Annotated in this window: 23 protein-coding genes and 2 pseudogenes; 11 read left to right on the forward strand and 14 right to left on the reverse strand. The window is 67.3% G+C overall.

Features of this window, described 5'->3' with window-relative positions:
* The first annotated feature begins 296 nt into the window (after positions 1 to 296).
* The 3 genes and pseudogenes from AB0J12_RS35465 to AB0J12_RS35475 all read left to right on the forward strand — a co-directional run.
* Positions 297 to 728, forward strand: a complete 432-nt coding sequence (locus AB0J12_RS35465; protein WP_363268795.1) for a DUF4259 domain-containing protein — start codon at positions 297 to 299, stop codon at positions 726 to 728.
* Between the two features lie 231 nt (positions 729 to 959).
* Positions 960 to 1,385, forward strand: a complete 426-nt coding sequence (locus tag AB0J12_RS35470; RefSeq protein ID WP_363268796.1) for a hypothetical protein — start codon at positions 960 to 962, stop codon at positions 1,383 to 1,385.
* A 230-nt stretch (positions 1,386 to 1,615) separates the two neighbouring features.
* Positions 1,616 to 1,720: pseudogene (locus AB0J12_RS35475) on the forward strand (ATP-binding protein); the annotation flags it as partial.
* 677 nt (positions 1,721 to 2,397) lie between these two features.
* On the opposite strand, the gene AB0J12_RS35480 reads toward AB0J12_RS35475, so the two are convergent.
* The 6 genes from AB0J12_RS35480 to AB0J12_RS35505 form a co-directional block, all read right to left on the reverse strand.
* A complete protein-coding gene (locus AB0J12_RS35480) occupies positions 2,398 to 3,450 on the reverse strand; it encodes an aldo/keto reductase (RefSeq protein WP_363268797.1) in 1,053 nt (350 codons plus the stop codon).
* 349 nt (positions 3,451 to 3,799) lie between these two features.
* Positions 3,800 to 4,099, reverse strand: a complete 300-nt coding sequence (locus AB0J12_RS35485; protein ID WP_363268798.1) for a hypothetical protein — start codon at positions 4,097 to 4,099, stop codon at positions 3,800 to 3,802.
* 307 nt (positions 4,100 to 4,406) lie between these two features.
* Positions 4,407 to 4,997: a transposase gene (locus AB0J12_RS35490; protein WP_363268799.1), complete on the reverse strand. Its 591-nt coding sequence runs from the start codon at positions 4,995 to 4,997 to the stop codon at positions 4,407 to 4,409.
* Positions 4,924 to 5,208: a hypothetical protein gene (locus AB0J12_RS35495; protein ID WP_363268800.1), complete on the reverse strand. Its 285-nt coding sequence runs from the start codon at positions 5,206 to 5,208 to the stop codon at positions 4,924 to 4,926. Before AB0J12_RS35495 ends, AB0J12_RS35490 begins: the two co-directional genes overlap by 74 nt.
* A 170-nt stretch (positions 5,209 to 5,378) precedes the next feature.
* Positions 5,379 to 6,281 carry an AAA family ATPase gene (locus AB0J12_RS35500; protein ID WP_363268802.1) on the reverse strand — a complete coding sequence of 301 codons (903 nt, stop codon included), beginning with the start codon at positions 6,279 to 6,281 and terminating at the stop codon, positions 5,379 to 5,381.
* Between the two features lie 264 nt (positions 6,282 to 6,545).
* A complete protein-coding gene (locus tag AB0J12_RS35505) occupies positions 6,546 to 7,703 on the reverse strand; it encodes a ParB/RepB/Spo0J family partition protein (RefSeq protein WP_363268803.1) in 1,158 nt (385 codons plus the stop codon).
* A 367-nt stretch (positions 7,704 to 8,070) separates the two neighbouring features.
* Between AB0J12_RS35505 and AB0J12_RS35510 the strand changes: the two genes are divergently transcribed.
* Both AB0J12_RS35510 and AB0J12_RS35515 read left to right on the forward strand, forming a co-directional pair.
* Positions 8,071 to 9,441, forward strand: a complete 1,371-nt coding sequence (locus AB0J12_RS35510; protein WP_363268804.1) for a DUF2637 domain-containing protein — start codon at positions 8,071 to 8,073, stop codon at positions 9,439 to 9,441.
* Entirely contained in the window at positions 9,434 to 9,925 is a 492-nt protein-coding gene (locus AB0J12_RS35515) for a hypothetical protein (protein ID WP_363268806.1), read from the forward strand. The genes AB0J12_RS35510 and AB0J12_RS35515 overlap by 8 nt, the downstream gene beginning before the upstream one ends.
* A gap of 263 nt (positions 9,926 to 10,188) precedes the next feature.
* On the opposite strand, the gene AB0J12_RS35520 is transcribed toward AB0J12_RS35515, so the two are convergent.
* The 7 genes and pseudogenes from AB0J12_RS35520 to AB0J12_RS35550 form a co-directional block, all read right to left on the reverse strand.
* Positions 10,189 to 10,878: a hypothetical protein gene (locus AB0J12_RS35520; protein ID WP_363268807.1), complete on the reverse strand. Its 690-nt coding sequence runs from the start codon at positions 10,876 to 10,878 to the stop codon at positions 10,189 to 10,191.
* On the reverse strand, positions 10,875 to 11,888 hold the full coding sequence (locus AB0J12_RS35525) for a bacterial transcriptional activator domain-containing protein (protein ID WP_363268808.1): 1,014 nt from the start codon (positions 11,886 to 11,888) through the stop codon (positions 10,875 to 10,877). The genes AB0J12_RS35520 and AB0J12_RS35525 overlap by 4 nt, the downstream gene beginning before the upstream one ends.
* Positions 11,882 to 12,454, reverse strand: a complete 573-nt coding sequence (locus AB0J12_RS35530) for a hypothetical protein (protein WP_363268809.1) — start codon at positions 12,452 to 12,454, stop codon at positions 11,882 to 11,884. The genes AB0J12_RS35525 and AB0J12_RS35530 overlap by 7 nt, the downstream gene beginning before the upstream one ends.
* 383 nt (positions 12,455 to 12,837) lie before the next feature.
* Positions 12,838 to 13,304: pseudogene (locus AB0J12_RS35535) on the reverse strand (replication-relaxation family protein); the annotation flags it as partial.
* 204 nt (positions 13,305 to 13,508) lie between these two features.
* On the reverse strand, positions 13,509 to 14,249 hold the full coding sequence (locus AB0J12_RS35540; protein WP_363268810.1) for a hypothetical protein: 741 nt from the start codon (positions 14,247 to 14,249) through the stop codon (positions 13,509 to 13,511).
* A 17-nt stretch (positions 14,250 to 14,266) separates the two neighbouring features.
* A complete protein-coding gene (locus AB0J12_RS35545; protein WP_363268811.1) occupies positions 14,267 to 14,959 on the reverse strand; it encodes a hypothetical protein in 693 nt (230 codons plus the stop codon).
* A 40-nt stretch (positions 14,960 to 14,999) separates the two neighbouring features.
* Entirely contained in the window at positions 15,000 to 15,470 is a 471-nt protein-coding gene (locus AB0J12_RS35550; protein WP_363268812.1) for a hypothetical protein, read from the reverse strand.
* Positions 15,471 to 17,271: 1,801 nt separating this feature from the next.
* Between AB0J12_RS35550 and AB0J12_RS35555 the strand changes: the two genes are divergently transcribed.
* Both AB0J12_RS35555 and AB0J12_RS35560 read left to right on the forward strand, forming a co-directional pair.
* Positions 17,272 to 18,489, forward strand: coding sequence for a hypothetical protein (locus tag AB0J12_RS35555; RefSeq protein WP_363268813.1), 1,218 nt, complete (start codon positions 17,272 to 17,274; stop codon positions 18,487 to 18,489).
* A gap of 163 nt (positions 18,490 to 18,652) precedes the next feature.
* The gene (locus AB0J12_RS35560) at positions 18,653 to 18,889 is read left to right on the forward strand and encodes a hypothetical protein (RefSeq protein ID WP_363268814.1); all 237 of its coding nucleotides are present in this window, start codon (positions 18,653 to 18,655) and stop codon (positions 18,887 to 18,889) included.
* Between the two features lie 239 nt (positions 18,890 to 19,128).
* Here the strand turns inward: AB0J12_RS35560 and AB0J12_RS35565 are convergent, their stop codons facing one another.
* Positions 19,129 to 20,142 carry an ATP-dependent DNA ligase gene (locus AB0J12_RS35565; RefSeq protein ID WP_363268821.1) on the reverse strand — a complete coding sequence of 338 codons (1,014 nt, stop codon included), beginning with the start codon at positions 20,140 to 20,142 and terminating at the stop codon, positions 19,129 to 19,131.
* Between the two features lie 353 nt (positions 20,143 to 20,495).
* On the opposite strand from AB0J12_RS35565, the gene AB0J12_RS35570 reads away from it, so the two are divergent.
* From AB0J12_RS35570 to AB0J12_RS35585, 4 genes are all read left to right on the forward strand, one after another.
* Positions 20,496 to 20,720, forward strand: a complete 225-nt coding sequence (locus tag AB0J12_RS35570) for a hypothetical protein (RefSeq protein ID WP_363268815.1) — start codon at positions 20,496 to 20,498, stop codon at positions 20,718 to 20,720.
* Positions 20,717 to 21,286: a sigma-70 family RNA polymerase sigma factor gene (locus AB0J12_RS35575; protein ID WP_363268816.1), complete on the forward strand. Its 570-nt coding sequence runs from the start codon at positions 20,717 to 20,719 to the stop codon at positions 21,284 to 21,286. Before AB0J12_RS35570 ends, AB0J12_RS35575 begins: the two co-directional genes overlap by 4 nt.
* Entirely contained in the window at positions 21,286 to 22,008 is a 723-nt protein-coding gene (locus AB0J12_RS35580; protein WP_363268818.1) for a hypothetical protein, read from the forward strand. The genes AB0J12_RS35575 and AB0J12_RS35580 overlap by 1 nt, the downstream gene beginning before the upstream one ends.
* Positions 22,009 to 22,697: 689 nt before the next feature.
* The gene (locus AB0J12_RS35585) at positions 22,698 to 23,183 is read left to right on the forward strand and encodes a lamin tail domain-containing protein (protein ID WP_363268819.1); all 486 of its coding nucleotides are present in this window, start codon (positions 22,698 to 22,700) and stop codon (positions 23,181 to 23,183) included.
* Positions 23,184 to 23,344: the final 161 nt, after the last annotated feature.

Below are 23,344 nucleotides of genomic sequence, written 5' to 3' on the forward strand. Positions count from 1 at the left end.
CGCCAGGGGGAACGACTCCCGCAGTGGCTCGACGCTGTCCGCCAGGACGACCTGCCCAGCCTCCACACTCTCGCGGCAGGAATCGACCGAGATCGCAACGCGGTCATCGCCGGCCTGACGCTGCCATGGACTCCGGAGTCGTCGAAGGCCACGTCAACCGGATCAAGATGCTCAAGCGCCAGATGTTCGGCCGCGCAGGCTTCGACCTCCTGCGCAAACGGGTCCTGCTCGCCCCGTAGTCATGTTGTCAGTCCCTGATGCGAGGATCCGGGCGACCTTACGCAAGGGAGATCAGCATGGGCACCTGGGATACCGGTCCCTTCGACAACGACACAGCAGCGGACTTCGCCAACGCTCTCGATGACGCTGAGCCCGAGGCGCGCGAAGCCCTGATCCGAGGCGTCCTCATCCGGACGATCGACGCCACCGGCTATCTCACGGAATCAGAAGAGGCGGTGGCCGCCGCTGCACTCATCGCGGCGCAACGCCCGGGAGGCGAACCCGTCGACACGTCCTACGGTCCGGAAACACCTATGCCCGTGTTCCCTTCCGACCTTTGGGCACTTGCCGACGAAGCCCTCGCCCGCATCGCCAGCGACGAGGCTGGGCCGGCTTCAAACTGGGTCGACCCAGAGGACTGGAAGCAGTGGCGAGCCATACTCACCCGCCTTCGCGCAGTGCTTGCCCCGCCCCCATCTTCCATCGCTCTCTTCGATGTCCAGCCATAACGGAGCATCACTCGGCACGAAAGCTGAGCCAGAACCCGTTCAGCAGCAGCGTTTGTCTGCCGGTTTGGGCGTCAGTTGGTGATCACTGGGCCTCGGAACGTTCACGAGAGATAGCGTCAGCGCATGGACCAGCGCGGCCTGACCACCGGCTCGGTATCAGGGGGACATGTTGGTGCCCCGGAAAGACGTTCGCCGCCCGCCGTCTAACCTCTCTTCTTGAGGGGTGGGATTATGGAAAAGTCGATCTTGGTTGAGTCCATCAGGTACTCCGCTGTGTGCCAGGGGTGCGGTGCCGAGGCGGAGTGGTGCGGTGTTCAGGCGCTGGTCGGCGAGGCACTGCGGTGGGACGTTGAGTCGACATGTCCGGCCTGCGGGTTTGCCCTGGCTGTGTGTGCCGGTGACCTGCCGGAGGAACTGCGTGGCCGACTGCTCACCGAGCACGGGCGGGCAAGGTTGCGGGTAGCCCCGCCGATGAGGAACGCCGCCATCATGCGGGTGCTGCGGGCGGAACTCGGCATTGGCCTGGACGGCGTCCGGGCCGTGCTGGAGCAGGTCTTGACCGGGCAGTACTCAGGGACCCTGCCCGAGATGGAGCTCCTGGCGCGGAAGCTGCGGGCATCAGGCATCGAAGCGGCCGCTTCACGGACCGTGGATTGAGTGAGCCTGCCGGACGGAACGACCGGGTTGGGTGAGGACGGCCCGCCGCCCTCCGGGCGGCTGGCCGTCGAGGTAGGTCGTGGCAGGGATCAGCCGGCCTTGGCTGCCTCCTCGCTCATCGGCCTCGGCCAACAGCCCGCCCTCCGCGTACCCCTGGCCGCACGAGAACTGCCTCTGCGCGGCCGTGTCGTCCCCGGGGGGAAGCGGTGCCGACGAGAAGCAGCTGAAACAAGACCATCGCCCGCTACGGCCGCGTCGACCTGCTCTGCATCGACGAGCTGGGCTACATGGAACTCGACCGTCGCGGCGCCGAACTCCTCTTCCAGGTAGCGACGGGACCCACCGCCGTTTTGTTGAGGCCCGCAGCGACCTGGAGCTGCTGGACCGCGCGGTTGCGCCTACGGCCTACTCCCTGGAACGAGACAACGACCGCATGGTGTCCGACGAACTCGCGGCCGCGCCGGAAGTTTGCAGCCCGCCGCCCGATCACGTCGGCCAAGACCGGGAAGGTGTGCGCCGGAGCGCTCTGCAGCCGTACGGCAGGACGCGTGCGAACGGCGCCGAGTGCCTGTTTGTGATCCGCGCATGACATGTCAGCCCGTGGCGTGTCGGTGTTTGCCCAGCTCAGAATTCGAACGGAGGGGTTTGGGGTGGCGAGGTCGGCTGGTCGACGGTTGACGGGTCGGCCTCGCTGTTGGCTTCGAACGACTCCTCGGGCCCCAGAGTAACGAGTCTTCTGGCCCCGATCAGCGATCTTCGGGGCCTGCTGTGATCGAGTCGATTGGCCCCACCTGAGCCCGTAAGGAGCTGTGTTGGGTCCTGACATGACAAGTGGAATCGCGTCCGGTACAAGGCAGGGGCTTGTCGCGGGCCCAGCCGACGCGGCTGGCCCAGGCCCGCGATTCACCTCTCCAGTCGTCGCCCCCCGGGCACGGGAATCAGTGGTGCGACCACCTCCGGTGCGCCATCCACCTGCCTACTCCCATGATGACCGGACCCTCGAATGGCAGGTTCAGTCCGCGACCGCCCGCTCCCCAGCCGGGCGCCTGCGCCACGCGCGCTCGGTGAGCGACGGCGGCTGCCAGGCACCGTCGGCCTGATAGAGATCGGCGCCAGGAGCCACGATGTCGTCGATACGGTTGAGCACGCCGTCGTCGAGCAGCAGGTCAGCTCCCTTCAGCAGCGAGGCGAGGTGGTCCATGGTGCGCGGACCGATGATCACCGACGTGACGGCCGGGTGCGCCAACGGAAAGGCGACGGCCAGTTCCGGCAGGGTGCAACCCACCTCCTCAGCGAGAGTGACGAGTTGCTCGACGGCAGCGAGCTTCGCGGCGTTGCCCGGGACGGCAGGGTCGAAGCGGTGCGGAGTGTGCTTGGCGCGGCCGGTGGTCAGGTCGACGGGTCGGCCCTCGCGGTAGGTGCCGGACAGAAATCCCGAGGCGAGTGGTGACCAGGTCAGCACTCCCATGCCCAGGCGCTGCGCGGTGGGCAGCACGGACCGTTCGATGCCGCGCGCGAGAATCGAGTACGGCGGCTGCTCCGTGCGCAGCCGCATCAGTCCGCGCCGCTCCGCCACGTGGTGAGCCTCGACAAGGTCCTCGGCGGGGAACGTGGAGCAGCCGAACATCCGGATCTTGCCTGCCCTGACCAGGTCGCTGAGGACGGACAGCGTCTCTTCGATGTCGGTGGTGTGGTCAGGACGGTGCACCTGGTAGAGGTCGATCCAGTCCGTGTCCAGGCGCCGCAGACTGTCCTCGACGGCCTTGAGGATCCAGCGGCGCGAATTGCCGCTGCGATTGCGTCCCTCCCCCAGCGGAAAGTGCACCTTCGTGGCGAGCACGACGTCGTCGCGTCTGCCTTTGAGCGCCTTGCCGACGATCTCCTCGCATTCGCCGGCCGAGTACATGTCGGCGGTGTCCACGAAGTTGATGCCGGCGTCGAGCGCAGCGTGGATGATGCGTGCGCTGTCCTCGTGGTCGGGGTTGCCGACGGCACCGAACATCATTGTCCCAAGGCAGTGGGTGCTGACCTCGATGCCGGTCTTACCAAGGACTCGATAGCGCATACCGGTGCTCCGTCGCAGGCGGGGGCGGGTTGGAAGCGTCACTCTAGGACTTGGAGTGCACTTGACGGCAAGGGCCCGGGGAGGTTCAGCGGGCCGCGTCGTCAGTACCGCGCCCGAGGCGGTCGCCACCGTCCTCGCAGCAGCTGCCGGAAGATCCTTACCGTGCCAGAACCAGACCCCCCGCGTCGTCTGACTGCCGAACGCCAGTCGAATATCCGAACCTGTCGGCAATCGCCCACGCCATTGGCAAGGGCAAGTTCTACACCCTGGGCGGTCCGCTGGGCGACGCCTACGCCCTTGACCTTCTCTGCACTATGACTCGTGGGCTGGTCCTGGCAGCCAGCAGTAGTCAGTGTCGGAAGCGGGCCGTCTCTCCGTTGATCCGGATTAGGAAATCTGTGATGGGGTCGCCGCCTCCGTCGGGGACGAGAGCGAGCCCCTCAGCATGGATCGCTTCATCGGCTGCCAGGGCGGCCTCTTCGTCACCCCGAACCCATGCATCCCGCGAAGCGGCGAAAAGAGGACGGAGGTCGTCCCAAGCGGGAGCAGGCTCGAAGTGACAGTCCGACCAGAACATGTCGATCTCTTCAAGGGTCAACGTCCCTACGAGGCGATCTTCCTGCCTGAGCTGCCAACTCTTCTCTGCCACGTCACTTCCTCCCCCGATGCGAAGGGCACTCTAGCGCCCCAGCGGCAGACGGATACGTCGCATGGGTGGCTCGACCTCTGCGATCCGCGCGGTCATCACATCACCGACGCGGACTTCCCCTCCTGGCGCACCAGAGACTGGCCGCCGTCGGCTACGTCTGGGCCTTCAACTCTCTCACCAAGTCAACCGGCGCCAGAGCCCACTAGGAACGCCGACAAGCAGTCGGCGACCGCCACGTCGCAGCACAGCGCAACCTCTTCAATCGCTTCATGAGCATGCTGTTCCACTGCCTCCAGACTGGTCACACCTACAACGAAGCGATCGCTTTCCCACAGGCCCCAGCGGAGGTCCAAGCAGCGGCGGTTTGACGCTTATCCGCGTGGGATGTCTTGTCCGCCAGCACCAGATCCGGCCGGGTGCGAGGCCGTCCGCGTGGTCGGGGAACGCGCAGGCGGGCCATGATCTCGGTGAAAGCGGGTGCGTCACCGGCCTGTCCGGGGGTGAGGTGGAAGGCCAGGGGCCGACAGCGGCCGTCGGCGGCGAGGTGGATCTTGGTGGTCAGCCCCCCAACGCGACCGGCCGATGGCATGGTCGTCGGGCTCGCCGGCCGGGGCCCCTTTTTCAGCGCGGTGAACACTCGCTCCCAAGTGCCGTCGATGGCCCACATCCGCAGCCGGTTGTAGACGCCTCGCCAGTTGCCGTACTTCTCCGGCAGGTGCACCCACTGCGTTCCCGTCTGGAACTTGAAGGCGATCGCATCGATCACCTCACGGTGATTCCGCCAGCGGCCACCCCGCTTTGGCGTCCGGTCCGGGAGCAACGGCTCAATATCGCCTAGGGGCGGCCATCCCTGCCAGCCTCTGCAGTCGTCGTCGCTGCTTGATGGCTGCTTCCACATCCTGCTTCTGCAGGAGCGCCGTGACGTGCCCGTGGAGGTAGCTGAGTTCCTGGCTGGCCTTCTCCGCTCCCCCAAGCAACATCACGGGGCGAAAAGCCGTGTTACCCCGATTTGCGTCAAGGGCCTGCCTGATACGGGCAACGAGGCCCTCGATCTCGGCACGCAACTCGTCAGCAGCGGAGACGGGTTTCCGGTCCTGCTGGTCGGTCATCCCGCTATTTTGGCTGTGGTTGCCAGGGCGTGATCTTCGGGATGTGCCGAAAGGCCGGGGACCAGCGTCGTACGCGCGGAACCGGACCTTTCGGCCTCGGACGACCGATCATGGGGAGGTCTAACCCGGCGCAGGTCATGTTGGCGTCCTGGTGATTGCGGCGCAATCAGTCACCGGCGCGTGAAGCCCAGAGCCTGGGTCACAAGGTAGTAGTCGTCTGTCGCTGAGGACGCCGTTGCGTCCGACAGCTTCGTCGGATTTTCGGTGACAGGGTCGTAGAAGCGCAGAACTTTCTGCGCTGCGTAGGCCTCGGGAATGCGGGGGCTGCGGCGCACGGTCGGCAGGACCAGTTCCTCGTAGGCTTCCTTGGCCTGCTGCTGGCTGTCGTCATACACGGCGCCCTGGTTGCGGGTGGTCGGACAGTCCACGATCAGGATGTTCGCGAGTTCGGCCTGCGCGCCCATGGCGGAGAAAGTGTCCCTGATGTCGTCGATCTTCGCTTCCATGCGGGTCAGGGCTCGCAGTTCCTTCCAGCCTGGCTTGACGCAGGCCACGATCTCGTCTGAGGCGACGATGGCGTTGACGACGAGCAGGCCGAGGTTACCCGGGCAGTCGACGAGGATCAGGTCGTAGGCGTCACGGATGCGGTCGATCTGCTTCCTCAGCCAGAACTCACGACCGGTCTTCGGTCCGAGGAGTTGCTCGGCCTCCTCAAGTGCGCCGGAGCCGAGGACCAGGGACAGGTTAGGGATGGTCTTGGTGGCCTCTTCCCCGTGCGGGCCGGCCAGAGCGGGAACGATGGCTTCCTCGATTTTGGCGGCGCCGGTGAGGACGTCGTAAAGATTCGCCTGGTTCGTCATCGTGTCGGGCTCGTCGTATCCCAGGGCTGCGGACGCATCGCACTGGGCGTCGGCATCGATGACGAGAACTGAGTAGCCGAGGTCCGCAGCACAGGCGCCGATGTTGACCGCGGACGTCGTTTTGCCGGCACCTCCGCTCTGGTTGGTGAGCGAGAGAACGCGGGTGATTCGGCTGGAGCCTGCGGCGTTAGAAGCCTGGGAGGTTGCTGGCACGGTGGTGATCCTTCGTGGGTGATTGCGGCGCAATCGCGCAGGAGCGGATCGCGCGGGGCAGGGAATGTCTCGTCGGGGAGGCTTGCTGCTCGGAGCGGACGTGATGGGTGTGGTGATTGCGGGGCAATCACGGGGCCGTCGCAAGCAGCGAACTGATGGCCGCCCCGGAGCGGTGCAATGCCGGCACGCACGCTACCCGCGCCTGCTGGTGAGAACCAGTCGTTCCTGGGAGGCGTGTGTGTGAGGCATGAGGGTGGCTACGGTCTAGGAGGTGAGCAAGTTCTTCAGCTCCTCGATCTCGTCCCCGCTGAGCAGTTCCTTGATCTCGCGGGCCAGAGCCTCCACACCGCGAACGACGATCACTCCACGAGGTTCCTCTGCAGTCGCTACGGGAGCCAGGACTGCTGCCGGTGCCACTGCCTGGTTGTCGTCCCTGCTGTTCTGCTGCCTGTCTGCGGGCTGCGCCGAAGAAGGAGATGCTGGACGTGCCGGCGAGGTATCCCCCTCGCTGCTCTGAGAGGCCGAGTCTTCCGAGCGCTGCTCGGGGACGTGAGTTCCGTGTCCTTCGTCCGTGCTTGGCGCGCCATCACCGGTGGTGTCCCCGTCAGCTGCAGGGATGGTCTGTTCGTCGATCGGCTCCTTACTGATTAGCGCAGCCTGTGCCGACGTCAGTTCGCCCCGTACGTATGACTCCTGGAGGTCAGGGCGCAGCCTTGCGTACACCGTTGCGGCCTCGCGGACAGGCAGCAGGAGGCGTCGCTCGGTCTCTTCCTCGCTCGCCTCGTCCTCGAGCAGGCGCTGCTCCTTGAGCCAGTGGTCGATGACGGCCTGCTGCAGAGGCGGCACGAGCTTGAGGAGTGCCAGCCGGTGGGACACGTATGTCTGTGAGCAGCCAACACGGCGGGCGAGTTCCCGCTGCGAGAGCTGCTTGCCTGACTCGTCCTTCTCGGCGAGAGCTCCGTGGAACTCCATGCCTTCTTCGATGGGGTTGAGACCCATCCGCTGCAGATTCTCCTGGATTGCTGCAATCCGAAGGCTTGGTACATCGTTCCGGACCAAGATCGGGACTTCGGTCAGTCCGGCCAGCTTTGCAGCGGCCAGGCGCCGGTGCCCGTGATGGACGACGAAGAGGACACCTTCGGCGACATGCTTGTCGACCGTGTCTTTGTGCTGTGGGTAGATGGTGGTGTAAACGTCCGGCGGGATCACCGTCATGGCGGTGTTCATCCCGTCGGTGATGAGTGTCTCCGCCAGTTCCTCGATCTTCAGCAGTTCCTTGCGGCCGTTCTCCGGGCTCGGCATCAGCTTGTCCGGGTGGACGGTGGGCAGGCCCTGCGGGACGAGACGCGCCTGCTGAGTAGCCGCCTTGCGTGCGGCCCTTTCCGCGGCGAGGTTCCGGCTGAGACCAGGCTTTTGACCCATGGGCATCTCCGTGTGGGGTGGTGCAGAAACTGGGGGCGCGGCGGCGAGCCTATAAGGCGAAGGCAGGTGAGGTGCGTTGGCGCGAGGTGATTGCGGCGCAATCACCTCTGCAACCAGCCCGACCAGGCCGACTGGCGCTGTATGTCCAGATGGTCCCCTACGCGGCCTGCCGACCCGCGATCACATTGTGATCCATCTTTACAAGTCCGGAACGCCGAGGGGGTAGGAGGTGGTCACTGTTTGCTGACGATCGGTGCTCGGGAGCTCGCACGATGCTGAGACGGTGATCAAGTCGTGGGAGTCTGAGACCGGCACATCAGTAAGACAGGGCATGGGGGAGTGGGACGTGGCTGCGGGGAACGGTGTGATGCCCCAGCTGACCCGAGCGCATCGGGTCCTCATCGGTGTGGTCGTGGCAGGTGCCGTGATCATCGCTGGTATCGGGTTCGCCGGCTCGTACGCGGCAGTCCGTGAACTGGCGGTGAAGAAGGGCTTCGGCGACTTCTCCTACGTCTTCCCGATCGGCATCGACGCTGGCATCTGTGTCCTCCTGGCTCTCGACCTGCTGCTGACCTGGATCCGCATCCCTTTCCCGCTCCTTCGGCAGACGGCCTGGCTCCTGACGGCCGCGACCATCGCCTTCAACGGGGCAGCGGCATGGCCTGACCCGCTGGGTGTCGGCATGCATGCGGTGATCCCCGTCCTGTTCGTCGTTGCGGTCGAAGCCGCGCGCCACGCCGTCGGCCGGATCGCCGACATCAGCGCCGACAGGCACATGGAAGGCGTCCGCCTCACTCGCTGGCTCCTCTCACCGCTGCCGACGTTCCTGCTGTGGCGCCGAATGAAGCTGTGGGAGCTGCGCTCCTACGAGCAGGTCATCAAGCTCGAGCAGGAGCGCCTCGTCTACCAGACGAGCCTCCGCTCCCGTTTCGGCCGCGCCTGGCGTCGCAAGGCTCCGGTGGAGTCGCTGATGCCGCTCCGTCTGGCCCGCTACGGAGTTCCCCTGGCGGAGACAGCGCCGGCCGGGCTGGCTGCCGCGGGCATTGACGAGCCGCCAATACAGTTCACCGTCGAGAGGACCCTCGTTCCGGCGCAGCACCAGATCCCCGAGCACGAGGCCGCTGTCGACCCGCAGAGGGAACTGCCGCCGGTGAGCGACGCGGACCCGCAGCCGGGGAAGCAGACGCGCCCTGAACACCTGGCGCCTGAGAACGACCCCGGAGACAGAAAGAACGCGCAGCGCTTTGCAGGCGCCTATCAGGACTGGATGGCCGCCTTCGGGATCGAGCCCACCAGTGCGCAGTTCGCTCTATGGCTCCAGGACCAGTACGGCATCGCCACCGCGGTCGGTGGGCCGCTGTCCGACGAGCAACTCGAACCGCTGCTGCGGCTCCTGAAGCAGCGTCACACGGCCTCAGCTGAGAACAGCACCGACCAGGCCCCTCAAGAGGCGGATGACGAGTGGAGCGACTACTTCTACAACGCCTGGCTTGCGTACACGCAAGAGCACGGTGCCTACCCTGATGCCGCCGCCCTCGCCGCATACGTCTACGAACGCGACCAGATCACCAGTGCCGTCGGCCGACCCGTCATGGGGGAAGAGCTGGAGGGGTTCGTCGCATCTTTCCGAGAGCGGGAGTTCGCCGGTAAGGAGTCGCCCGCTGACGAGGAAGCCACCGGGCCTGCTGCAGATGGGCCTTCAGGTGACCGCGTCCCGAACGAGGAGGGGCATGAGTAGGGCTCCGGTCGGTGCAGGTGCTCACCCCGCCAAGGAGAACCGCAACCACGGGGTGAGCGCTGCCATCAACGACTCGGCGGGGGCAGACGACCCGGCCTGGGAGTCCACCCCGCTCACCACCGTCGACCGCTACTACCTCGCCTGGACGCAGTACCAGACCGAACACGGTGAGGAACCCAAGGCCGAGCAGCTCTCCGCCTACCTTGCATCCGAGAAGGGCATGACCGGACGGGGTGGGAAACCGGTCAGCCCGTCCACCCTGCGCCGCTACCTCTTGCCGTTTCGGATCTACAACGTCTGGGCGGAACACCGCCTGCGCAACCAAGCTCCGTCACTCGACGCCATTGTGCAGGAGTGCGCAGCCCACGGGATCACTGCGCAGCACAACAAGCCCCTCACCGCCGACTACATCGCCGAGCAGGTCGTCGACTTTGAGCGGCGCTGGCAGGCACTGACCCGCCACCAGGCGCAGCAACAGCAGTGACAAGTCGCGCCTTGTGAGTTGCTGTACACCAGCGACCAGTCAGAGTCAACGGCTGCGCAATCGAGAAGCCGCAGGTCAGGCCAGGATTGCGCAGCTGGGATGCCCCGTGCGCAGCCAGTGCACACAGTGGTGTGCGCAGCCGTCACTGGGCTTGACCGCGGGATCCGGCGGGATCGGTCTCTGGACTGTTCGTCCCGGAGGTCATCGTGACCGCCAGGCGCCCCACCACGTGAGGGAGGGCGCCTGTGACTGTGCAGCAGCCCTTATGGGCCGGGCGGGAGAAGCGAAGGAGGCAGAGGGCAGGGCCGGCCGAGTTGTGCGCATCGGATCATGAAACCCGGCGGCAGCCATCCGCCGCTGACCAGGCGAGGATGGGAAGGGAACGTGCTGAGCGCGGCGAGAACGAACAGAAGAGACGCCCACGGGGTTCGCAGCTGTGCCAGCAGTGGCCGGTTGTCGAATTGATCGTGGAACGCGACTTGGCAAAGGTCAGGGGCAATCAAGTCGATGCTGTCGAGCCCGGCATAGTGCACCCGCATGCCGGCCTGCGGGTGGCTGAAGTGGAAACCGAGTGTGGTCACGGTGAGGTAGCCCATCCCGGAGTGGACCCAACGAGGCCGAGCCGCGTCCTGGGCTGCTCGACGCCGGGAGGCGTTTCCTACTGCTGCTCCGGCCAGGGAGCCCAGTACGAAGGCGGGAGAGCCGAACGCGAACACACTGGTGTGGTTGTAGGTGCCATTGCCCACTGCCTGCCAGGTCATCCGCTCGCTGTGGCCGACGGCCAGTGGCAGCTCTCCTTGCGACAGGGGAGCCGGGGTGGCGATGCGCGGCCGCAGATGCAGACGATCGGCGACCCAGTCAGCGAGGATCGCACACGTATGCCAGAGGTGTTCATCGAGCTGCGTCCAAGCCTGGTACGGGGGAGCAGGTTCCTTTCGTCGGCGCCAAGTCATCCGGTCGCCTCCTGGGCCGCGGAGCCGTTGAGCAGGTCATTGATGAGTTGCGCGGTTTCCAACTCCAAGTCGCAATCGAGGGCACGATTGACCTGCTGAACCCGGGTGATGGCGATATGCAGTCCCGAACGGTTGCCAGCCGCGTGCTCGATCCTCATCCAGTCGCGGTAGAGCAGTTCCGCCGACTCATCGACGTCGAGACCAGTTGCCACGGCTTGTCGGGCCGCGCTCAGGTCCCGATGCGGCCCCACGCGTAGGCGGTAGGTGGCCACAGTATGAGCGACATCGGTGATCCGGGTGATCATCTCCTGCTGCAGGGGTTCCGCCCACGGAAGGGGCTTGCCCCCAAAGGGCCTGCCACGCACGAGAGCCGAGGCCTTCTCGAGATCCTCCAGACCCGCCGGCCCCAGCGGCAGGGCACGTTCGACGAGCCTAAGGAAATTGCTCCAGTCGCAGCGCACGCCGGACGCGAGTCGGTAGGGGTCTTCACCGGAGCTGCGCCGCGGGACATACGGATTGCCGTCAGGGTCGCTACCGAGCGAGCGTCGCAGGCCTTGGTAGCGGGCGTTGAGGGTGCTCACCGACCAAGGGTTAACGGGATCCATGTCGGCGCACAGCGCATCGGCGCTACGCGCGCGCCGGAAGTACAGCAAGGCAGCGAGCTGCGCCATCCTCGGGCCGTGCCCGGTGCTGTCGACCCCCGTCACCTCAACCGGCCCCAGAACCCGGATCTCCGGGGCGTGCAGATCCTGCGCTTCCCATCCTTCCGCCTCGGGCACCATCGGCTCCTCGACGGCGGTCGCCGGGACGTCGGCCTCCGCAGCTTGCACCGTCTCGCCGCAGTCCGCATCGGCCCAAGACTCTGGGGCCGAAGGCACCACTGGTTCGGTATCCGGGTCGGCCTGGCCGTCGACCTCCATCGACGACGTGGTGGGGGAGAGAAGACGGAGTCCAGCCGGATCAGCGGTTAGTAGGGTCGCTGCGGTGACGGCAATGCGGGGTGTCAGCATGACTTCCCCTGGGGCTCATCGCTGGTGACGCGCCATCCTTCCGGGTACTTCTCGACGGTGCTGATGATCAGGAACTTCGTCAGCCGGTTCTTCGGGAGGGACACCGGCATCTTGGTTTCGGCATCGAGGGTCTGCCACTTGGAGATGTCCAGGCAAGTGGAGACCGTAGCGTTAGGGATCTTGCCCGAGATGTCGGCCTTGGTAACCGTCTGGTCGGTCAGGGCGACGCTACCGGTGTAGATGCGGCCGCGGTCATGAGCGCGTTTGGCGTCTGCCTCGGCATTCTTCAGGGCGGCGGATGCGGCGTACCGATCAAGGTGCGCCCTCTTGCCGGTCGGGTCGGCGTAGAGCTTTTCCATCTCCTGCCAGTAGGACCCATACGCGGTGATAGCTTCCTTCTTCGCCGTATCTACCGGATCGGCGGTGGCAGTCGCCGCGGGGGACCGCGTGACGTTCGGAGAGTGGTCCGTCGCCTCATCCTTCTCATTGGAAGAGCTGCACGCGGCTAGGGTGAGCGCAGCGCACAGCGTGAGTGAGGCGGTGGCGGCTACCTTTCGGAAGTGCACAGCGAAATAATGGATGTGTGCGCGACTTTTCACGATGACTCCCCGTACAGCGCGGTGTGATACGACCGCTGCTGAGCCGCTGGCGGACGGTAGCCCCGTTCCATGGCCTGGTCCAGCTGCGGTGATCCATTTGCGTAGCGGCAAGATTACGCATAAGCCGATCAACTTCCCAGCTCGATAGTTGAGTTCACTCGTACAACTCGGGACGAAATCGGCCACCGCAGCAGTCAGATGTCGACATGTGGTTCTGTGTCTTTACTCGTTGCTCCAGCACATCTCAGTACGTGGTCGCCGGATCGATCGGACCATCCGGGGCTGTTGTGGGTGAGAACGAGATCTCCACCCCGCCGGAGCGCAGTCTCGCGGGTAGGTCGGACGGGGTGTCATAGTTCTGTCCACGGACGCGGTTTCCCGCTGGCGAGCGGTCCCACATGTCAGAGGTGGGGCTGTGCTCGTCCAGGTCCTTCAGGACGGCCGCCGAGTGCCATGTCGGCCACGAGCGGGTGATGGGCGGCCATGGCCTTGAGGTCGCTGAGCCGGTTGTTCATCGCCTGACGTCCTGTGCCGGTCAGCACGAACAGGACCCGGGGAAACATCGGGTACCAGCGCAGCCAGCCGGGCCCGGCCGCCTGCCGCCGCCGGCCGACGGTCTGTGGCTCGTATTCCCCACAGCCTCGCGTACTCGATCAGTTTTGCCGCCAGACGTTCGCTGCTCATGGTGGCGCTGTCGACCTCGACGAAGGCCCGGAGCTTGCGCCTGCTGGCCGTCAGTGAGCGTGTAGTGCATGACCGCGTCGGCGACGACGCGCTCTCCGTCGCCGATTGCGTGGAACACCTCGGGAGTCCAGTCCAGGCACCTCGGTCACCACCTGCGTGCGGTTGCTCACTTGCAGGAGTACCGCAACACCTCAGCGCCAATGACAGGGCGATGACACCCGGCCGGCGCCTACGCGCCGATACCCGAGGCGGTGCCACTGGGCCGGGCACCTGGCTTTGCGGGTAGATCCCGTTCACAGTCGCCGTGCTTGTTCGTACGTCGAAGCAAGGACGACGCCTAGCAGGCCTGCTGCTCTGGTGTGACGTCGAGGATCTTCCACTGCTTCCGCCACTTCTCAGCTTTGACCTGGTTCACGTAACGGGTGAGACGGTTGGCCGGCATCGCTACCGGCTTGCCGGATCGCGCGTAGATGAGCTTCCAGTCCGAGACGTCGAGGCAGTCCGTGAGCCGGGCAGCGCCGCACCGGAAAAGCCGACCAGCGCAACTACTCCGGCAAACACCACCATCACGGCCTGTAAACCGGCCGTCGGGCAGTTTGCGCAGCCAGCCGCGATCAGCGAGTCTGAGCAGCTTGCCGCGCAGCGGTTCCAGCTTCGACCGAACGCTGACATCGGTTCCCAGCGAGTCACCGACCTGCCGGGCCATGACAGGCCCTGCTGCCTGTCGCACGGCGGCGAGAATGCGCTGGTAGTCCGGCGGGAGCATGGCCTCGTTCACGTCCTGCGTGCGCGGCGGGATCAGCATCACCGCACGCCCGCCCACCTGCCCGGGCGCCGGCGAGGCCGAGGCGCGTTCGTCCGCGAGCTGCCCGCTCACCCTCTCAAGGACCTGCTCGGCGGCGGCGAGCTCGTCCCGCTCGTCCCGCACCTCCGCCAACTCCTTGGCCAGCCGTTCTTCGGCTTCGTCCAGCTCCGCGCGCCGCGCGGTAATCCGTTCCAGCAGCTCGGGATCCAGTATGCACGGGATCGTAGAAGCCGACCCGGCCGCAGTGGACGGGGATGGTGAACCGACCTGCACGCACGGCGGTCAGCGTGCTACGCCCAACGAGTTAGGTCGTAGACCGTGTCACAGTTCGGGTCGTATGCGTCCGGCAACTGGTGCACGGCGAGAGTGGTTGGCTCGTCAGGGGTGAGGATGGCGTTGAGCTTGGCCGAGGCCCACCACCCTGTCGAACGCGGCTCGCCCGTTTCGTCATCGACAACAGCCAAGTCCACGCCGATCGTACGCCGAGAGTAGGGAATTTCCAGGTATACCCGGATGCGGTCTTCCGTCATAAGGTCGAACCCGATGAGCTGGTACAGCTCAGGAGCGGGACTGTGCTGACTGTGCCAGGCAGGGTCAGCGAGGAGATCGCCGATCACGTAGTCCAGACTGTCGTCCGCGGTCGTCTCGGTTGCAGCGGGAATCACTCCTTCTGCCATCAGAGTTTCGCCGTCGAATACCTGCGCCTCATGCCCTTCGGGGGACAGTCGGCCGGCGGTCTCGGCCCATCGCGCCGCATGGCGGAGGGCGCCTACATACCACCAAGTAGGCATCGGCACTGCCTCATTGGGCTGGAACACGGGCAGGGTGAGCACCAGCTGGCGGCGTTCTGGGTCTGCCAGACGCAATCGCAGAATGTCGCCTGACCTGACGAATCCACGCAGGCGTAGACGGGTGTCCGGAACAGGGACGCCGATGAAGCGCCGCAGCGCCAGCAGAACGTCGGTGGTGTGCATGTCCTTCACAGCAACTCCTACCCTCGAATGCTGGCGCTGCGGGCTTGGGTCAGAGGTTGTTGACCCAGTCGGGGCACACGGTCTGTCCGCGGCAGAAGGCGGTCACCGTGCCGATGGGGCGGCCGTCGGGCGTGTGGACCCCACCGGGACCCTTTTCGCCTTCCTCAGCCACGCTGGTAGTAGTCATCCTGACGCTCGAGCCATCGGTGACGACACCGTCGTACTCGAGCCGGGTGCCGTGCTCCCTGTCGGGCTCGCCGTTATAGGGAGCGGTGATCGCTTGCTTTCCGCACATATTGTGCTTCGTGCAGGCATGGTGCAGGCCGAAGTCGTTGTTCCCGTGGCGCGTCGGTATGTCGCGGTGTTCCCAGTCGAGCGACGTCCAGTAGACGTGGTACCAGGGAATGCTCGGATCCCGAGGCACGGCTGGGCTGTTCTGGGTGGTGCCGGCTGGCAGCGGAACTCCCTGTTCCAGCGCCTTCTTCACACCGAAGCGCGCGACGTACTCGTCGTTCGACATGACCTGAAGCTTGGCTGGAGAGGCGCTGCTGTGGGGAGCCGGCGCCGGTTGTGCATGGGCCCCACCAGCCAGCGCAGAGCCGAGGATGCAGAGTGTGGCGGCGCTTGTGAACGTCGTCCTCTTGAAGAGTGAACGCATAGATCCCTCCCGTTTTACCGGCGTCCAGGACGCCCGGGCCAGCCCGGCTTGTCCGGGCGTCTCCGCATCCGCACCCGTGGTCAAAGGGCTGGCAGAGGTGCCTGCGGCAGCAGAGGCCAGCGCAATCTACAGATCGCCAAACAGCGGCTTCAAGCAAAAAGAAGGCGTCGCGGCGTCATCCGGCCATGTCAGATGCTGACAAACGATCTACACCGCAGACCACCGCGCATGACCAGCGTGAGCACCCCGGAGGCCCGTCACGCCAGCCCTTTGACCAGCGGCTTCAGGTTGGCGGAGGCTCAGTGGTGCGCACCGCGATGTTCACCCGCACCCGGTGCGCACCACCCGACGATGCCCAGCACTTTGGCGCGCATGCGGTGCGCCGCACCGCATTGGTGCGCGCACCGGCACCCCTTCTCCAGGTGCGGCCGGGTGCGCATGTGACCCCTTGTCCAGGTCTGCTACCTGGACGCCGCGCCCCCTTGACTACTTCTGCTACCCGGCCCATTTCTCCTTGCCTCAGCGCCTTCCGGCCGCCGATCAGACCGCGGTCAAGGGGGTGCGTGATATAGGAGCCCGCCGCCCGTGGCGCGCGCATGGAGCGGTGCGCTGGCACCGATGGCGCGCACCCGCGATGGACAGCGCGGCGCGGTGGTGCGCGCGCCGCGCGGCAGTGGTGCGCACCGCCACCGCGCGGCGCGCGCACTACACGGCGGTGAGGCGCACCGGGTGCGCACCGGTCGGTGCGGGGTACGCATCAAGGGCCTGGCCCACGCCGACGGCCTCCAGCTGACGCAGGGTGTCGGCGATGTCCTCGTGGTCCTCGGTGAGGAACTGCGTGGCGAAGTCGATGACCGCGCGGGCGATGCCCTCCGCCGTGTCCGGCCCGGATTGCGCCCCAGAGCCGCAGCGAGGTCACGAAGACGCTCCCGAGGGCCTCCAGGGCGAAGATGTCCTCGCACGGCTCGCCGGCCTCCGGGCCGGGCAGCGCGGTGACGGGGATGACGATGCGTTCGGCGACGTCGGCGAGCAGTTCGGGTATCCGCGGTTCGGCGCCGGCGAGCGGCGTCGACGTCGTCGGCCTGGACGGCCCGGTGGTAGTTGAAGGCGCTGATGGCCGCGTGCGGGGTCATCGGGGTGAGCGGCGTGGTGTCGGGCATGTCGGCTCCTGAACTTACGGGCCGCCCCGCTGATCGCGGCGGCCTCAGAACCGATGCTCGGATCGCGGCCCTGTGGACAGAGTCCGGCGCCGGCGGGGGAGAACTCTCCCCCTTCAGATTGATCACGATGTGGTCACTGCGGAGAGGTTCTTCAAGACCGGCGTCACACGAGAGCCGAGAACCGCACCTGTAGAAGGTGAATGGCGGGATGGGCCCGCCTCACCTTCCAGGAGCACCCTGTGGCGAGCACCGCAGACGAGCCCGAGCAGCCCCTTGACCGGACCGGAGAGGCCCCCTCCGTGGACCCCTCCATCACCCCCTCCGCGCCCCGTCGTCAAGGGCCGGGAGTTTCCGCAGGTCCGCCCCGGCGGACAGGGGGTCGCCGCAGGTTCGACAACCCTCATGTCCAAAGGCGTCCTACTCACAGGAAGAACTCGACAGAGCCCCGGCGCAGGGAACTGCTGCAAGCGCTGGGGATTTTCCAGAGGGCTACGCCGGATCAGTTGTGGAAGCTGACCCGCCCGGACAACCAGCACGACAAGCTCACGCGGGACAACCTCCTGGATCTTCAGGACCACCACCTGGTGAGGATCGAATTGGTCCGGGAGGACCAGCGGCAGGTGTGGGTGCTGACCAAGCGCGGCCATGGCGAGGCGAAGAAGCTGCTGGAGCCGAAGGGCATACGAGTCTCGGCGCTGCGCGAGGAGAAGTACGACCTGGTCACCGGGGAGCTGCTCGGCACCAGCTACGACGACCACGCCGCGGCGGTCACCTCGACGGCCGCTGAACTCCACCGTGCCGGGATCGGTCACCGGCTCGGCTTCCAGACGGAGATCGGTCACCGGCTCGCAGACGGCTTCGTGCAGCGGGCGGACCTGGTGGTGCGAGCGCCGGCGGCGGGGGTGCCGGTGTTGCTGCTGGAGATCGACCGCCGTACCGAGGACGCGCACGACCTGGTTACCAAGCTGCGCCGGTATTGGGAGTGGGGTCGGCTGCTGCCGAGGGACGCGGACAAGCACACCGTGGATCTGGTCCGTTCCCGGCCGGACGCGATCGAGCACGTCGACCACGAGATGCGGCTGTGGCGGCGGATCTACCCGCCGACCGGCCGTGAGGGCCTGGTGCCGGTGGCGTTCGTGTTCGCGGACACCACCGAGGCGAAGGTCGACAACACAGTCGCCGTGCTGGAGGAGGCTGGCCGCCGCTACTGGGCGCCGCGCCGGTACCGGAGTCTCTACCGCGAGGCGATCACGGCGAAGGACTACAGCCAGGCGGTGCCCGTCGTCGTCACCACCCTGGAGCAGCTCCAGGAGCACGGCGCGGACGCGGCGGTGTGGCGGCGGCTGGGACGGGAGGGCGAGCAGACGCTGACGGCCGCGCTCGACAACCCCGACGGCGATGCCCTTTTCCGCGAGCAGGAGGCCCGCGCCGAAGCGGAGGACAAGCGGCGCCGTGCCGCTGAGCGGGAGGCGGAGCGCCCCGTGTGCAAGCGGTGCGGGCAGAAGTTCACCGACCAGCGCTGGGAGGAGACCACCGCGCACAGGACTGCCTGGAAGGCCGGGGACGTGTCCGTGTGCGGCGACTGCCACGCCGACGACGTCGCCGGCGAGGAAGCCGCCGCCGAAGCCGCCCGCCTCAAGGCCGCCACGCCATCGGAGCCGGAGCACGACCACGAACAGGAGCCGGGCAAGCTCCGCGGTCTGTTCCGCCGCCGTGGCTGACGCCCCACAGGGCGTGCCGCCACGGACCGGGCTAGTCCCCGTGGTTGGGCCGACCACAGGCCCGACCATGAGGCCGACCACGCCTGGTGCGGCCCCCGACCACACATCCGGTCGGGGCGTGTCCGAAGTGACACTGAAATCGAACAAACGATCCAATGCTGGTATGGACACCATCGACTTCCCCAACGACCTGGTCCAGACGCAAGCCGCCTGGAACGCCACCTACAACGCGCTCGCCGCGCCTTACCGCCGTGACTCCACCGCCCTGCGCCGCCGCCTTCTACTCCTGTCGGTGCGGCTGTGGCGGCAGCCGTACTGGGAGACCACCCGCTCAGCGCCGGCGGCGCGCACCGAGCTACGGCAACTGGCTCGCGCCCGGGGAGCAGCACAGGCGGCGTGAAGGCCCGCTCAGGAGCCGCCAGGAGGGGTTGCGACAAGGGTTGCACCAACTGTTGCGCCCTCTGTTGCACCTACTGTTGCGCGGTCTGACGGACGGCTCTCGTATCCATGCAGGTCACCACGCTATTTCAGCGTGGTCGGGGCGCTGACATCCCCGTTGCGGCCGCTTTCGCCAATGTGCCTGGCTGGAGTGAGGGGGCGGGGTGGGCGGCGCGGCCGCGGCCGGGGACCGGGGAGCGCTCAGCCGGTTGCGCGTCGGCCGGGGCCTCCGCGCGTGCCGCCGTCGTGCGGCGGCGTCGTCAGGCGGGGAACGTCGGCGGGGGAGAGGTCGGGGCGGGCGCGGTGCCAGCGCGCAGGATGGCGCCACCGGCCGGAGGCGTCACGGGCGACGTCGACGCCGGCTTCCACCACCAGCTCGGGTTCGACCAACGTGACGTCCAGTTGCTCCCGGCTGCCCCACCCGGCGGAGAACGACCAGCCCGTCCACGGATGCCCGCGCCGGCCCGCCTCGAGCAGGCCGGCGACTGCCGTGCCTGCCGCTCGGGCGAGGGTCGTGGTGCGGCCGACGTACTGGAGGCGGCCTTCGGCGTCGTACCTGCCGAGCAGCAGCGTCCGCGGTTGGGCCAGGGAGCCGGTGACCGCGCCGACGATCGCCTCACTCGTCTCGCGGACCTTGTACTTCTGCCAGCCCCTCACCGACGGCCTATAGGCATCGGTGAGCCGTTTGAAGACCACGCCCTCCATCCCGACCGACGCCCAGGACAGCCACTCGCGCACGGTGTCCGGGTCGGTGGTCGACGGGCACAGTGCCCACGGTGCGAAGAGCCGGTGGGCGGCGAACACCAACTCCAGCGCCGCCCGCCGTCTCCGGTACGGCCATCCGGTCGTCACGGTCCCGGACAGCCTGAGCAGATCGAACGCCACGAAGTGGGCCGGCCACTCCTCAGCTGCCCGGACCGCACCGGCCCCGCGCCGGGCAAGCCGGTTCTGCAGCCGCTCGAAGGCGAGGCGACCCGCGGCGTCCCATACGACCAGCTCGCCGTCCATCGCGGTCGCATCCGGCAACTGCACGGCCCCGGCCACGACCTCCGGAAACGCTGGCCCCATTTCGGTGCCGCGCCTGGAGCGCAGCACCACCCGGCCCTCGTCGACGGACACGGCCGCCCGGAACCCGTCCCACTTGGGCTCGCCCGCCCAACCCGGCCGCAGATCAGCGCTGGATACAGGAGTGCTCAGCATCGGCTCCGGCAGCATCCATGTCACGGCCTATGCCTTCCACCGGCCGGGTGCGCCGCTCACCGTGATCAGCGGCCAAACGATTCCCGCGTGCTCGCTTACGGCGAGCGGCCGCGGCGGGTGGTGTACCGGTGGCTGGGGGTGGCGGCCCCTGGCGAACACGTGAACGGCAAACGTGATGTCGGTCACGCCACTTTGCGTGTTCCCAGGTCACACCGTGAGTCACAAATGGATGGTTGCGCTCCGTCGAAAACATGTGCCGCAGAGTTAACTCACAAGGCCCTTCCCAGCGGTGAAGGGGTGAAGCCGTTGAGCTTCCCCCCGCGCAGTAACCACACCGCGCGGGGGCCGAGTTGAGCAAAGGAGGGTCCGTGGGGCTTCACTGGGCCTGGCACGCGCTGGCAGTGGCCGGCGCCTGCCGGATGACCGCAGTTGCCTTCGACGCCGCCGTCCGGCGCGTCGTCCGCATCGCCTCGCTGGCTCGCGACGAGCACCGCTCCCGCGCACGCGTTCCCGCACCACCTTTCACCCTGCCCGCCGGACTGGCACCCATCACGGGGACTGCCGTTCCACCGCCCGCCGTGGAGGAGCAGTGACCAGCCCTGACGAGCAGGACTTCGGCATCATCGAGCCCGCCGAGCTCCCGGCGGACTTCGAGGCGTTCTTCAGCCGCCACAAGAGCGAGTTCCTACGGGCCGCCGGCGCCCGCACGCGCAACCCGCACGACGCGGAGGAAGTGCTCATGGACGCCGCGCTGGTGATGTACCGCAAATGGGAGCGGATCCTGGCACATCCCAACCCCATCGCCCTCGCCCACCGCATACTCGACAACGCGATCGTCGACTTCTACCGGCGCCGCGCCCGCACCGCCGACAGGGAGGTCAGCTACGGCGAAGTCAGCTACGCCGACGTACCCACGGCCGACGACCTGCTGCAGCTGCGCGGCCACGACAGCCTCGACCGCGCCCTGGCCGAACTCGAACAGCGTGCCCCGCTCCAGGCGAACTGCGTACGCCTGCGCTACTTCACGGAGCTCGACTTCGCCGAGATCGCCACACGCCTGGACATCACGCCAGGCGCCGCGAAGGCCAACGTCCACCTCGGCCTGAAGAACCTCACCCGCCTCATCGGTCTCCCGGATCCGGGGAAAGGGAAGTCCTGATGCTGGAAGATCTCCTGCGCGCTGAAGCGCAGGCCCTGCACCGCACCTACGACAACCACGACACCGACGACTTCATGCGGCGCCTCGCCGTCCGCATCGCCCAAGACACCGCGCGACCGCCCCGAGTCTCCCGCGCGGTCCTCGCGCCGGCCTCGGAGCGAACCCAGGTGCCGACGCCCGCGGCGGCACCCCTCCCCAGCCGCCCGGCTCCCACGCGGCCACGCACACGCCGCGGCGTGCGCCGCCGCCCCACGCCGATCATCAGCCCGGACCCGCTCGCCAGCCCCACAGCTGTGGTCGACCACGTACGCCGACTGTGCGAGCTGGTCCTGCGCTCCAACGACATCGACTCCCTCGCCGACTTCGCAGCCCACTACGACCCCAGGGGCGCACGCACCTTCGCCTGCCTCCTCTACACCCTCGACCGGCGCGAAAGCGCCCTGTACTGGTGGCGCTTCGCCGCAGGGGGAGAGGACCCACTCGCCGCCCACCTGCTCGCCGCCCACCACGCCGCCGTAGGAGTCAGCCCGGACGCCCGACTGTGGCGGGCACAGGCCAGAATGCTCGGCTTCACCGACCACCACCTGCCGCAGCCCGTACGCCCCAGCACCCATCTCGCCGAAGGCTTCGCCCGGGCCGTCCCCTGGGGAAACGCGCTCAGCACCTTCATCAAGACCAGGCGGCTCCCCAGCGATCTCCCCAGCGACCTCGTGACCCGCTGACCTCGCCGGTGAGGGAGGGATCGCAGATGTGCGGTCCCTCCCCCTGCTGCGCGCCGAACGGCTGGTGCCGGCCGGGCCGGGCCACCCGTGGCATGGCGTCCGCTTTACGTCGTCATGGGGATCGAGAACGCCACTCGATGGTCGAGCCGGTCCTGGTCGCCGGGATCACGGTCGCCACCCCCGGGGAACGCGGCACATGGCGCCACCCCATCCCCTTCACCCGGCTACGCCCGGGCGTGACTGTCACGGACGTGCCTGCGTTCGGTGAAGGCGCACCACCGGCTGTCGGATGAGTCAGCCAGGCCGTGCGCCGGCGTGCTGCCCGGAGGCGCGGTAGGCCGGGCGGCGGCCCGGCAGCGCCTGTCGTTACCCACTTTCGGGTGATCGCGTTCCGGCCGGTGGGGTGGCGGGATCTGGCGGACCGTCACCTCAACCCGGGCGCCCCAACGCCTGCGGCCGGAACCGGGCGTCAATCTGGCACATTCGCCCCATTGATGGTCATTACAGGCGAGAGTTACAGAAGCCTGTTGAAGTCGTAACGAGCCTCCGCATTTCCCACACATGCAGGGGGGCGGGCTGGAAGGTGTGCGTGTGCGGCCGACCGGCCTCACACCCGCACAACGCACCCGCCGGACCTGCGGTAACGCAGCCTGTACCGGGGGAGGTGCGCGCCCTGAAGGGGGACCTTGGTGTCCGTTTCTTCTTCCGCCCGCCGGCTGACCGCCGCCACTGCCGTGGCCGCCGCCTTGGTCGGCGCCGCCGCGCTGCCGGCGATGGCCGCCGACCACCACGACCCCTCGGGTGAGCGCGCGGCGGTGACGATCAGCGCGGTGCAGTACGACTCTCCCGGGCGGGACGACCGCTCCAACCGTTCGCTGAACGCCGAGTGGGTGGAGATCACGAACAGCACCCGCCGGGCGGTGAACCTGGACGGCTGGACCCTCAGCGACGAGGACGGTCACACCTTCACGTTCCACCACTACCGGCTGGACGGCCGCTCCACTGTCCGTGTCCACACCGGTGAAGGGCGCGACGCCCGCCACGACCTGTTCCAGGACCGCCGCACCTACGTCTGGAACAACGACCGCGACACCGCCACCCTGCGCAACGACCACGGCCGCTTCGTCGACGACTTCTCCTGGGGCCGGCAGCACCGCGGCGCACACCACCACTGACCGCACCAGCGGCGTGATCTGACGCTCAGCCGGCATGGGCGACAGCACAGTGGGGCCACCCCTCGTCCTTCAGTTCTAGCGGTCCTCGCAACACTGCCTGGATCAGGTGGTGAGTAGATCACGCAGACGCTCGGCTGGTGTATCCCAGCCGAGCGTCTTGC

Source organism: Streptomyces sp. NPDC049915 (assembly GCF_040656475.1).
Classification (GTDB): Bacteria; Actinomycetota; Actinomycetes; order Streptomycetales; family Streptomycetaceae; genus Streptomyces.

Excerpts from the sequence above, each read along its gene's own strand:
- AB0J12_RS35465 (WP_363268795.1), top strand. The coding sequence starts at position 297 with ATGGGCACCTGGGATACCGGTCCCTTCGACAACGACACAGCAGCGGAC.
- AB0J12_RS35470 (WP_363268796.1), top strand. The coding sequence starts at position 960 with ATGGAAAAGTCGATCTTGGTTGAGTCCATCAGGTACTCCGCTGTGTGC.
- AB0J12_RS35480 (WP_363268797.1), bottom strand. The coding sequence starts at position 3,450 with ATGCGCTATCGAGTCCTTGGTAAGACCGGCATCGAGGTCAGCACCCAC.
- AB0J12_RS35490 (WP_363268799.1), bottom strand. The coding sequence starts at position 4,997 with ATGTGGAAGCAGCCATCAAGCAGCGACGACGACTGCAGAGGCTGGCAG.
- AB0J12_RS35495 (WP_363268800.1), bottom strand. The coding sequence starts at position 5,208 with ATGACCGACCAGCAGGACCGGAAACCCGTCTCCGCTGCTGACGAGTTG.
- AB0J12_RS35505 (WP_363268803.1), bottom strand. The coding sequence starts at position 7,703 with ATGGGTCAAAAGCCTGGTCTCAGCCGGAACCTCGCCGCGGAAAGGGCC.
- AB0J12_RS35510 (WP_363268804.1), top strand. The coding sequence starts at position 8,071 with ATGCCCCAGCTGACCCGAGCGCATCGGGTCCTCATCGGTGTGGTCGTG.
- AB0J12_RS35515 (WP_363268806.1), top strand. The coding sequence starts at position 9,434 with ATGAGTAGGGCTCCGGTCGGTGCAGGTGCTCACCCCGCCAAGGAGAAC.
- AB0J12_RS35520 (WP_363268807.1), bottom strand. The coding sequence starts at position 10,878 with ATGACTTGGCGCCGACGAAAGGAACCTGCTCCCCCGTACCAGGCTTGG.
- AB0J12_RS35525 (WP_363268808.1), bottom strand. The coding sequence starts at position 11,888 with ATGCTGACACCCCGCATTGCCGTCACCGCAGCGACCCTACTAACCGCT.
- AB0J12_RS35550 (WP_363268812.1), bottom strand. The coding sequence starts at position 15,470 with ATGTCGAACGACGAGTACGTCGCGCGCTTCGGTGTGAAGAAGGCGCTG.
- AB0J12_RS35560 (WP_363268814.1), top strand. The coding sequence starts at position 18,653 with ATGGACACCATCGACTTCCCCAACGACCTGGTCCAGACGCAAGCCGCC.
- AB0J12_RS35565 (WP_363268821.1), bottom strand. The coding sequence starts at position 20,142 with ATGCTGCCGGAGCCGATGCTGAGCACTCCTGTATCCAGCGCTGATCTG.
- AB0J12_RS35580 (WP_363268818.1), top strand. The coding sequence starts at position 21,286 with ATGCTGGAAGATCTCCTGCGCGCTGAAGCGCAGGCCCTGCACCGCACC.